General features: G+C 32.7%; 10 protein-coding genes, 1 pseudogene and 2 riboswitches. Of the genes and pseudogenes, 9 read left to right on the top strand and 2 right to left on the bottom strand.

The genetic code is table 11. The features are described 5' to 3' along the window. Window positions 1-130: pseudogene (locus ACREWB_RS12410) on the top strand (asparagine synthase C-terminal domain-containing protein); the annotation flags it as partial. 178 nt (window positions 131-308) lie between these two features. Here the strand turns inward: ACREWB_RS12410 and ACREWB_RS12405 are convergent. Both ACREWB_RS12405 and ACREWB_RS12400 read right to left on the bottom strand, forming a co-directional pair. After that, on the bottom strand, window positions 309-932 hold the full coding sequence (locus tag ACREWB_RS12405; RefSeq protein ID WP_431547749.1) for a hypothetical protein: 624 nt from the start codon (window positions 930-932) through the stop codon (window positions 309-311). 88 nt (window positions 933-1,020) lie between these two features. Further along, a complete protein-coding gene (locus tag ACREWB_RS12400) occupies window positions 1,021-1,638 on the bottom strand; it encodes a hypothetical protein (RefSeq protein ID WP_431547748.1) in 618 nt (205 codons plus the stop codon). Between the two features lie 82 nt (window positions 1,639-1,720). After that, window positions 1,721-1,811: riboswitch (cyclic di-GMP riboswitch) on the bottom strand. Window positions 1,812-1,993: 182 nt separating this feature from the next. On the opposite strand from ACREWB_RS12400, the gene ACREWB_RS12395 reads away from it, so the two are divergent. The 8 genes from ACREWB_RS12395 (at window position 1,994) to treR (ending at window position 10,685) form a co-directional block, all read left to right on the top strand. Then, complete coding sequence (locus ACREWB_RS12395; RefSeq protein WP_431547747.1) at window positions 1,994-3,061, top strand: type IV pilus twitching motility protein PilT; 1,068 nt, start codon at window positions 1,994-1,996, stop codon at window positions 3,059-3,061. A gap of 15 nt (window positions 3,062-3,076) precedes the next feature. Beyond that, window positions 3,077-4,234, top strand: coding sequence for a signal peptidase I (locus tag ACREWB_RS12390; protein ID WP_431547746.1), 1,158 nt, complete (start codon window positions 3,077-3,079; stop codon window positions 4,232-4,234). Between the two features lie 39 nt (window positions 4,235-4,273). Next, window positions 4,274-5,329, top strand: a complete 1,056-nt coding sequence (locus ACREWB_RS12385) for a DUF5305 family protein (protein ID WP_431547745.1) — start codon at window positions 4,274-4,276, stop codon at window positions 5,327-5,329. Window positions 5,330-5,408: 79 nt separating this feature from the next. Beyond that, the gene (gene asnB, locus ACREWB_RS12380) at window positions 5,409-7,250 is read left to right on the top strand and encodes an asparagine synthase (glutamine-hydrolyzing) (RefSeq protein ID WP_431547744.1); all 1,842 of its coding nucleotides are present in this window, start codon (window positions 5,409-5,411) and stop codon (window positions 7,248-7,250) included. Between the two features lie 126 nt (window positions 7,251-7,376). Further along, a complete protein-coding gene (locus tag ACREWB_RS12375; RefSeq protein WP_431547743.1) occupies window positions 7,377-8,024 on the top strand; it encodes a LysM peptidoglycan-binding domain-containing protein in 648 nt (215 codons plus the stop codon). Continuing rightward, complete coding sequence (locus ACREWB_RS12370; protein ID WP_431547742.1) at window positions 7,957-8,748, top strand: glycosyl hydrolase family 18 protein; 792 nt, start codon at window positions 7,957-7,959, stop codon at window positions 8,746-8,748. Before ACREWB_RS12375 ends, ACREWB_RS12370 begins: the two co-directional genes overlap by 68 nt. 232 nt (window positions 8,749-8,980) lie before the next feature. Further along, complete coding sequence (locus ACREWB_RS12365) at window positions 8,981-9,922, top strand: LCP family protein (RefSeq protein ID WP_431547757.1); 942 nt, start codon at window positions 8,981-8,983, stop codon at window positions 9,920-9,922. A gap of 52 nt (window positions 9,923-9,974) precedes the next feature. Continuing rightward, window positions 9,975-10,685 carry a trehalose operon repressor gene (gene treR / locus ACREWB_RS12360; protein WP_431547741.1) on the top strand — a complete coding sequence of 237 codons (711 nt, stop codon included), beginning with the start codon at window positions 9,975-9,977 and terminating at the stop codon, window positions 10,683-10,685. A 170-nt stretch (window positions 10,686-10,855) separates the two neighbouring features. Further along, window positions 10,856-10,939, top strand: a riboswitch (cyclic di-GMP riboswitch). Window positions 10,940-10,947 lie beyond the last annotated feature (8 nt).

The raw sequence follows: 10,947 nt of genomic DNA, 5'->3' as shown, positions 1-10,947 counted from the left end.
ACTTATTAATAAGGATACAGTTCAACAAATAGTTGATTCAGGAGGGAAAGCTTACGGTAAGCCTTGGTTTGGGCAACTTATGGCTGGCCCGCAACTTATAGCTTATTTAATCCAAGTAGATATTTGGTAATTTGGTGACAGGCACTTGGGTTAGATTGGAAGTTGTGTTACGCCGGTGTCAAACTAGGTCTGGTGACAGGCACTTATGAAATAATAGAAATATTTACTGGTGATGTCATGCGAAAAAAAGGACTCTCAAATGTTTCGAGAGTCCTAAGAAAGATATATATTATATAGTTACTATAAAATTATTTAGCTATTTCAAAAACTGGTACAACAATAAATGAAACTTTTTTACCTTCTGTAGTTGTATCTGGTGCAGAAGCGTTCAATTTTATTATTACGTCAATTTTAGCTGTTTGTCCAGGATGAATTACAGTTCTAACTTCATATAGTGGGTTATTAGCAAAGAATGATTTGTTATGTGAATTCAATAATATAGCGCTACCCCAACCGTTAGTAACCATTGGACCTTGATTTGGGTCAGTTCCCTGAGATGATATTGGTTTTACTTCAACTTCTACATTTGAACCTAATTCAGCGATGCCGCCGAAATCTGCTGATTCTAATAACATATCACTTAATTTAACATCAATTGTTCCAGTATTTGTAACATAGAATCTAGTTTCACCAGATGCCCCTGGGTATAAGTTTTCTGCAGTAAAACTCATACTTTTTTTATCACCTGAAATTGTACTTAACAGGTTGTCAACCAACGGTGATGCTAATGTTTCCGCACCAACAATATCCACTGAAAACACTGCGGTATCAGCAGCAACGCTAATACTTATAGGATTGGTCCACGCATACGCAGCCCCCATACACATCATTGATAGAGCAATTGCGGATGCAATGATTTTTGTTTTTTTCATAATAAATCCTCCTTTTCTTTTATATAATTATTTATTTGATCAACACATATAAAAAAATGACGTTATAACTTGAGTTACTAAGATGTGTTTAATTAGCTATATTGAAAATAGGTTCAATAGTAAATTTAAATTTTTCTCCTTCTGTAGTTATGTTTGGCGCAGAGTCTTTCAATTTGATATTTATCTTAATTGTTGCAGTGTCATTTGGTACAAGTATTGTTTTAGTTCCATCAAATGTTAATGTTTTATCAGTAAAAAATGAGGAACCCTGTTGATTTAATAATAGTTTGCTTGTCCAACCTGAAAGCATAGGGCTTTGATTTGCATCAGTTGATTTAGGTAATACAGTAATTTCTACATTTGAACCTAAATCAGAGCTTTGAAATTCTGTAGATGATAATAACATATCAGTTAACTTAACATCAATAGTGCCTGTATTTTTAACAGTAAGAACAGTTTCTGCAAATGCGCCTGGATATAAGTTAGCTGCTGTAAAGCTCATGCTTTTTCCGTCACTACTAATTGAGCTTACTAAGTTGTCGATTAACTTTGAAGCGGTTGGTGCCCCAGCATTAATAATGTCAACTGAAAATACTGCTGTATCAGCTGCAACACTAATACTTATAGGGTTTGTCCATGCGTAAGCAACACCCATGAACATCATTGACATAGCAATTACTGATGCAATAACTTTTGTTTTCTTCACTTTATCACTCTCCTAATATTTTTTTCTGTTTCTAAATGAAGGTTTAAAATTAACGCAAAAAAGCTACCAAAGAAATATAATTCTTGGTAGCTGATCGATCATAATGAAAAATTAATTCATTTTAGATTCACGCTTTGCGTCCTTATTTTTCAATAAGTTTGCCTTTGTCCTATTAATTTGTATTTTTGTTAATATTATATTAACTCGTTTTATCTAGGATGTCAATACAAATTTTAGTTTTAATGTAATTTTTTTATAATGAATTATTGGCTTTAATTGAAATCAAAAATATTTACATTTAAGTTACAAAGTGGTATCCTATTTGTAAATTGTATATTATGAAAGGGTGGGTTTATTGGATAGGGAAAAATTAAATAATTTATTACTTTATGCAATGAAAGAAAAAGCATCAAGTTTACATCTTAGCGCAGGTATAGCTCCCGCAATTAGAGTTAATGGTTTTCTAAAATACACTGATTTTGATAAATTTAGTACACTGGAGGCAGAGACATTAATAAATTGGTTTGTAAGTCAAGACAACCATTTAATATTAGAAGAAAAGGGATCTTGTGATTTTACTCATTCAATTGATAAGCGAGGTAGATTTAGGGTAAATGTTTATAAACAAAGAGGCTCTTTTTCAATTACCTTTAAAATCGGTTTTTTCTCTGTCCATACAAAAGAATATTTAAAATTACCAGATTGTGTAGATCCATTGTGCAATCTTACATCAGGATTAATAATAATTTCGGGTACATCCTCTAGTGGACGGACAAGCACCGCTACATATATTATAGATCAAATAAGACAAACTCTAAACGGACATATCGTTACAATAGAAAATCCTATTGAATATTTGTTTAAGCATGACCAAAGTATTGTAAGTCAAAAGGAAATTGGTTTAGATGTTACTAGTTTTGATGATGGAATTGAGGCTGTTCTTTATCAAGATGCAGATGTCATATATGTAAGCGAATTGAAAAATGCATTAAGTATTTCTAAAATTTTAGATTTTGCACAATCAGGGAAATTAGTTGTGGCTGTAATGAATACTAAAGATGTATTAGATACCTTGCAGTTTTTTATTAATATTTCACCTAAAGAAAGTACTAACTGGAATAGGCAGCAGCTAGCTAATTGCTTAAGAGGCATAATTTCTCAAAAATTGCTACCTACGAATGAAAATACAATGGTTCCTGCTTTTGAAATATTATTGCAAACAACTGCGATATCAAATTTATTAAAGGAAAATAAGATTTCTCAAATACCTATAGTATTAGAAAATAGTTTAGGTTTAGGAATGACTACTTTTAATACATCAATCGCTCAATTATTTCATAGTGGTACTATTTCTAAGGATACTGCTCTAAACTCTACTAGCAACACAACTGATATGTTAAATAAATTATCAGTAAGAAGATAAATATTGGGGTGAATTATGTTTATTAATGAAAAAAGAGTTTTGAAATTGATGGCAATTATAATATTTTTCCAACTAGCCTATATTCTATTTTCTAACTCCAATATTCAAATTCATGCAATTATTAGGCCATTAATTACTACATTGTTTTGGCTTGCTACAGCTATTTACATCTGGTTTCTTGATAGACCAAGGGGTAAATCTAAGTTAAGATTTCACAGTTTTATTACACTTTGGGTTTTCATTTCCGCCTGCTTGTATATTTTCACCTATTTTGCATTTGGATTTATAGAAGGATTTGCCAAAACGCCTTACGATACTACTGCTGTTGGTATTTTAAAAAGTCTACTACTTTATGGCTCTGTAATAATCTTTAAAGAATGGGTAAGGAGCTTCATAATAAATTCTGTTCAAAAAAGATTTGCTCTTATTTTGGGGGTAGGGTTAGTTTTTGTATATACTTTTATAAGTGTAAATTGGAACCCGCTATTTAGAATTGAGTCATTTAAAGATTATATAACATTTTTTTCGTCAAAGGTTTTTGTTGTACTTGCATTGAATATATTTTTAACCTATATCGCATATTTATCGGGAGCATTTGCTACAACTATTTATGTTCTTGTTTCACAAGTCCCATTATGGTTTATGAGCCCTATACCCAACTTAACTTGGTTTACTATTTCGGTGATTGGAATAGTTTTTCCTATGTTTAGTTTATATGTGATTATTAATACTTATAATAAACAAGTAAGAATAACAAAAACAAGAGAATACCGTGAGAATAACCCTTATAGCTGGGTCTTAATTGCTATTTTTTCAGTTCTATTGGTATGGTTTTCTGTAGGAGTTTTTCCGATATCACCTTCATTGGTATTGACTGAGAGTATGCAACCTGAAATAAATCCTGGTGATGTTATAATTGCTAAAAAGATTGATACACAGTATGTAAAACTGGGAGATGTGGTTAAATATTGGAATGGTAATTATTATATTGTTCATAGAATTGTCGACATTTATGTAAGAGACGGTCAGAAATATTATATAACAAAGGGAGATGCCAATGAATTTGCGGATGCGCCAGTATTACCGGAACAGGTTAAGGGTGTTGTAATTTATACTATTCATAAAATTGGAAGAATACCTTTATGGATAAAAAAACAAATAAGTGGTGTTTAATCTTGCTAACACAAATGTAATGAGAAAAGGGGGATTATATTGTTTTATATTAGCAAAAGACTGCGTAATAGTACTCTAGCACTGCTGATGATGATAATCATCATATTAATAGGTTTAACAGTGGATACAGTCTTCTTTAAGAAAGACAAAGTAGTCATGAAAAATATTTATGGTTACAGTTACGAAGCAGGTCTAGATTATCAAGTATATTTGTCGCCAAACTCCATATACGGAAGTTTAGATTTTTTACCTAGTGGTAAAATGTACATGCTACCCTATACAGATTATATTAATATAATATACACAAATAAATTTATAGGGGAGAAGTCGGCAAGTATTTATTACTCCTATAATATATATGCAGAAATTGAGTCCACCATTGGTGTAGGGGAAGACAAAAAAATACTATGGAGTAAAGAAGAAACACTACTTTCAAAAACAACATCAAAGATTAAGGAGAAAACATTGAGCATTAATGACTCCATCACAATTAATATAAATAAATATACATCCTATGTCAAATCTCTATATAAAGATATGAATATTGATGCAACTAATAATTTACTCATTAGAATGGAGGGGAAGTTATTTATTGAGTACGAGGGACAGACAGTAATAAAAGACTTTAATCCAAAACTATCTATTCCTCTAAATAAAAATATATATGAAATTAATAAAGAAAACAACGTTTTAAAATCTGAGTTTGTTCAAAAACAAAGCATTAACAAGCAATCTAAAACGGATAAACTAGTTATTTTAATTATAGGTGTAGTTATTTTTATAGTTCTATTATTTCTTTTGTTATTTAAAACAAAACAAAAAAAAGATATTGATGCTTTTGACAAAAACGTATCAAACATATTCAAAGAGTATGGAAATAGATTGGCTGGATTAGACAGTTCGCTACCTTATCAGGCAGCCGTAATTATCACAGTTAACTCAATAAAGGACATGATAAAAATAGCAGATGAAATCGGGCAGCCAGTGTTTTACTATAGAGCTAATGAAAATGATGAGCGTAAAATTGAGTTCTATGTTTTTAATGAAACTAGACTATATTATATGGTGATGTTCGGAACAATGGGAAACAGTTAAAGTTATTATTCACGTTCACACTCCTAAGTTAATTGCATATTATAAGGATGAATGTTTTTTAATTTAGGAGATGATATATATGTGCGGTATTGCAGGGTGGGTTAATCTGTATGCTAATATTGAAAGTGAACGTGAGATTTTATATAAAATGACGGATACCTTGAAAAAAAGAGGACCGGATGATACTGGTTTCTATTTTTCAAAGCATGCAAATTTAGGCCATAGACGTCTAGTTGTTGTAGATCCTAGCGGTGGAGCGCAACCAATGACAAGAAAAATGGGGGATAGTACCTATACTATAGTTTATAACGGTGAGTTATATAATACAGAGGAAGTTCGTAAAATATTAATAGATAATGGATTTAGTTTTTCTTCCTATTCTGATACTGAGGTGCTTTTAGTAGCCTATATTTTCTGGGGCGAGGAATGCGTTAAGCATATAAATGGTATTTATGCTTTTGGAGTTTGGAGCGAGACGCAGCAAAAAATGTTTTTAGCAAGGGATCCACTAGGAGTTAAGCCACTATTCTATACTATCAATGATAATTCACTAATCTTTGGCTCTGAGATAAAGACTCTTTTAGCTCACCCAAAGGTACAGCCAATTGTTGATAAAAAGGGTCTGACGGAACTGTTTGGATTTGGACCTGCAAGACCTCTTGGGAGTGGTATCTTTAAAAATATAGGTGAACTTCCTCCAGCTTTTAGCTTAAGCTACGATAAAGATGGTTTTAAAGCAAAGGAGTACTGGCATCTTGGTGCAAAAGGACATAATGAGAATTTATCTACAACTACTGAGCACCTTCGTCACCTTTTGGTAGATTCAATTGAAAGACAACTAGTTGCCGATGTACCAGTGTGTACTTTTTTATCAGGTGGTCTTGATTCAAGTATAATTTCGGCGGTAGCTTCTTCTTATTTTAAGAGGAATAATATGAGTAATTTAACTACCTATTCTATTGATTATGCTGATAATAAACAGTTTTTTAAACCTACAGTGTTCCAACCTAATACGGATTCTGACTGGGTTTATAAGATGGTGAATTACATTGGATCAGATCATCATAATATAGTTCTTGATACACCAGAGCTTACATCAGCACTTAAGGATGCGGTTATTTCTAATGATTTGCCAGGTATGGCGGATGTGGATTCTTCATTATATCTGTTTTGCAAGGAGGTAAGAAAAAATTCAACTGTGGCACTGTCTGGTGAGTGTGCTGATGAACTCTTTGGAGGATATCCATGGTTTAGACGTGAAGAAGATATTAATGCTACAACCTTTCCTTGGTCAAAATCAGTAAGTGACAGAAAGAATATACTATCTAAAGATCTTCAAAGTCTTCCACTAGAGGAATATGTTAAGGCTAAATATGATGAAAGCATGGCACAGGTTCCAAGGCTTTCCGGTGAAAGTCAAAGGGAGCACAGAATGAGAGAACTGTTCTATTTAAATATAAAGTGGTTTATGATAACCTTACTTACAAGAAAAGATAGAATGAGTATGGCGAGCGGCCTTGAGGTAAGAGTTCCTTTTGCAGACCAGAGACTTGTAGAATATGCCTTTAATATTCCTATGGATATGAAATATTATAAAGATAGAGAAAAAGGACTTCTACGAGAAGCTCTTACAGGGTTACTTCCAGATGATGTGTTATGGAGAAAGAAGAGTCCTTATCCAGAAACCCATAATCCAGGCTATACTGTTGCGGTTCAAAAGTGGATGAACGCAATACTAAAAGATAAAACCTCACCTATTCTTCAACTTATTAATAAGGATACAGTTCAACAAATAGTTGATTCAGGAGGGAAAGCTTACGGTAAGCCTTGGTTTGGGCAACTTATGGCTGGCCCGCAACTTATAGCTTATTTAATCCAAGTAGATATTTGGCTTAGGGAGTACAAGGTGGTAATTTGGTAATTTGGTAATTTGGTGACAGGCACTTGGGTTAGATTGTAAGTTGTGTTACGCCGGTGTCAAACTAGGTCTGGTGACAGGCACCTGTAAAAAAATGGGCGCCTGTAAAAAGATGGAAGGGAATATGTAATGTTGATTCATGTAGTAAAGGCAAGAGAAACACTATGGCAAATTGCAAATAACTATGGTGTTTCAATGGCAGCAATAGTAAAGGTAAATGAGTTACCAAATCCTAATCAGCTTGTAATAGGTCAGGCCTTGGTCAACCCAAGCGAAGATGTATATCATACTGTTAAACAAGGCGAATCCTTATGGAAAATTGCACAAATATATGGAACTACTGTCCAAATAATTCTGCAAAATAATCAGGTTATAAGTCCTGACAATATATTTCCAGGATTAGTACTATATATACCTGCACTCAGACATCGTATTAAACCAGGAGAAACATTATGGATGATAGCCCAAAAATATGGAGTTTACCTGCAAAGGCTGATACAGGTTAATAATATTACTGATGTAAACCTTGTTTACCCAGGTACTATAGTAGTTATTCCACGCAAACTAAGGGCTGCTATAAACGTAAATGCATATATTTATTTCTTGAAAGAAGAGGCTGTTCCAATTGTTGAAAAAGTGGGTGAGAATTTAACCTACCTTAGCCCCTTTGCTTATTTAATTAAAGAAAATGGAAGCCTGGAGCCTACCTATGATGGCCATTACAAACTTTACTTCAACTACCAAAGGAGAAAACCTTGCACATATTGTATTAAATAGTCCCACTATTGTAGATAGTTTACTTACGGATATTATTAGTACAATGAAACAAAAGGGGTATTTGGGGATAAATATTGACTTTGAAAATGTAATTCCAGCTGACCGTGAAGCTTATAATAGTTTTCTCCAGCGTGCGGTAACTCGGTTACATTCAGAAGGATTTTTTGTATCTACAGCGGTAGCTCCAAAAGTGAGTGGAGCACAACAGGGACTATTGTATGAAGCACATGATTATGAGGCGCATGGTAGAATAGTTGATTTTGTTGTGCTAATGATTTATGAATGGGGATGGAGAAAAGGTCCTCCACAAGCAATTTCACCACTAAATCAAATTAAACGAGTTCTTGACTATGCTATCACGGTGATTCCTAAGCAGAAAATATACTTTGGGTTCCAAATATATTCAAGAGATTGGCTTCTCCCACATATTGAGGGGCAGGAAGCTGAAACATTTAGTTGTCAGGAAGCAATATTAAGAGCTGTAAAATATGGTGCTAATATTCAGTATGATTCAATAGCTCAATCACCTTTCTATCGGTATAGAGATGAAAAACTAAGGTTTCATGAAGTATGGTTTGAGGATGCACGTAGTGCAAAGGCAAAATTTGACGTAGTCAAGAGCTATAATTTAAATGGAATAAGTTATTGGGTCTTAGGGTATCCGTTTCCTCAAAATTGGGCTTTACTACAAGATAACTTCACTATCAGAAAATCTGAAGAATAGGTGCCACCCCAATAACAATTGGGACACCCATGTCTGGTGACAGGCACATGTAAAAAAATGAAAGAAATATATTAAAAAAACTACTGAAATATATTTATTTTGGTAGTTTTTTTTCTTATCGAACAAAACATATTTACACAATAACCGCTAATTTAACAAGTAAATAGTGCATAAGGTAAGAAAAGAGTATATAATAATGGGAGTAATTATGTTATTAAAGAGGGGAAGGTCAATCATGAAAAGATCAAAGAAAATAATTTTAAGTGCAGTTGCTATTATTGCACTAGTTGGCGTAGTAGCGTTTAGTTATACGTTTTTTCAACTTAGCAAAATAAGTACTGTGAAAATATCGAAAACTAATGAGGATTTAGGTATTAAGCCTGAAGTAATTGAGAAAAAAGAAACAGAAGTTAACGAAATAATAAATATTGCATTGTTTGGAGTAGATAGAAGAACTAAAGAAGAAGCAAGTCGTTCGGATTCTATGATAATACTATCTATAGATACAGATAACAAGAAAATAAAAATGTCATCTATTATGAGAGATACATATGTACAAATAAAAGGGCATGGTGAAACAAAAATTAACCATGCCTATGCCTACGGTGGACCGCAGCTTGCTATAAGAACTCTTAATGAAAATTTTAACTTGGATATTAGAGATTATGTGACAGTTGATTTTACTAATCTTGAAAAAATTATAGATGCTATTGGTGGAGTGACCGTAGAGGTTGACCAAGATGAGATCAGTCAAATTCCTGGAGTTTCAAAAGCTGGATCTCAGAATTTAAACGGTAAACAAGCTGTAGCTTATTCACGAATACGTCATACTTCTGGTAATGATTTTAGGAGAACCGAAAGACAAAGAACGATATTATCAGTTATGTTCACAAAAATTCAGTCTATAGGAGTAACAGATTTCCCAGGTGTTGTTTCTGAGCTTCTGCCTCTTACTGAGACAAGTATGAATAGCATAGATATAATAAAACTTGGCACAAAGGTGCTAACTTCAAACACAAAAACGTTAGAACAGGCAAGATTCCCAGTTGATGGTTACTGGAGTGGTAAAACTATTGACAGAGTTTGGTATTTGCTTGCGGATATGGAGTCAACTATAGAACAATTGCATAACTTTATTTATGATGATATAAAACCGGTGGCTAAAAGCAATTAGGATTAAGGGATAATCATAAAAAGGATTTTATGCGTTCTATTGGAGGATTAATATGAAAAAATTATATACAGATATATATGAAAACATAAAAGATAATATTGTTAAGGGAATTTACAAACAAGGAGAAAAACTTCCCTCAGAAAATGATTTCTGTAAGGAGTTTGGAACAAGTCGTGGTACTGTTAGGAAAGCTTTGGATATGCTGGCTGAGCAGGGACTTGTTAATAGTCTTCATGGAAAAGGAGTGTATGTTTTAGAAAATGATTTTATCAACTTTTCTTTTGGAGGCTTAGTTAGTTTTAAAGAAGCTAGTAAGGGAAGTAATCAAAACTTTAGCACTTCGGTTTCCAAATTTCGTGAACTTATTGTTGATGAAGCCATAAATAAAAAGAGCAATTTACCTATAGGAAAAGAAGCTTATAAATTGTATAGGGTACGAAGTGTAGATAATGAGCGAATAATTTTTGATATAAATTATTTTCTTAAGGATGTAGTGAAAAATTTAACTAAAGAAATTGCAGGTGGATCAATTTATGAATATATTGAGGAGAATTTAAATATAAAAATAGGTTTTGCTAATAAAGTCATTCAAGTTGAAACGGCGACGTTAAAGGATAAAGCAAACCTAGATATGAAATTCTATAATTTTGTTGTGGTTGTTAAAAATTATGTGTGTTTAGGTGATGGAACTCAATTTGAGTATACTGAATCTCGTCATCGTCCAGATCGTTTTGTATTTTCTGATTTTGCACGTCGCCTATAATGGGCGATTTTTTTTGTATGTGATATATTTATAAAACAATTTAGGCGTAATACTAATAATATGTAAAAATATTACTTTATTAGCAGTAAAATAGGTTGTTATTAGTGTATGAATTGCATTTTGTTTAGTATATAATAATATTTACACCCTATAATTTACAATATATGTAATAAAACTTTGGAAGCAATGAAACGTATTCTAATTTGGTCACTTTGAATATGAAGAGCTAATAGTGAACCCGCTCCATTTTTATAGAGCAATC

This window comes from Clostridium sp., assembly GCF_050717635.1.
In the GTDB taxonomy this organism is placed as follows: domain Bacteria; phylum Bacillota; class Clostridia; order Clostridiales; family Clostridiaceae; genus Clostridium_AD.
Note: the sequence above shows the minus strand (reverse complement) of the source record. Positions and strands in the feature narration are given on the sequence as shown.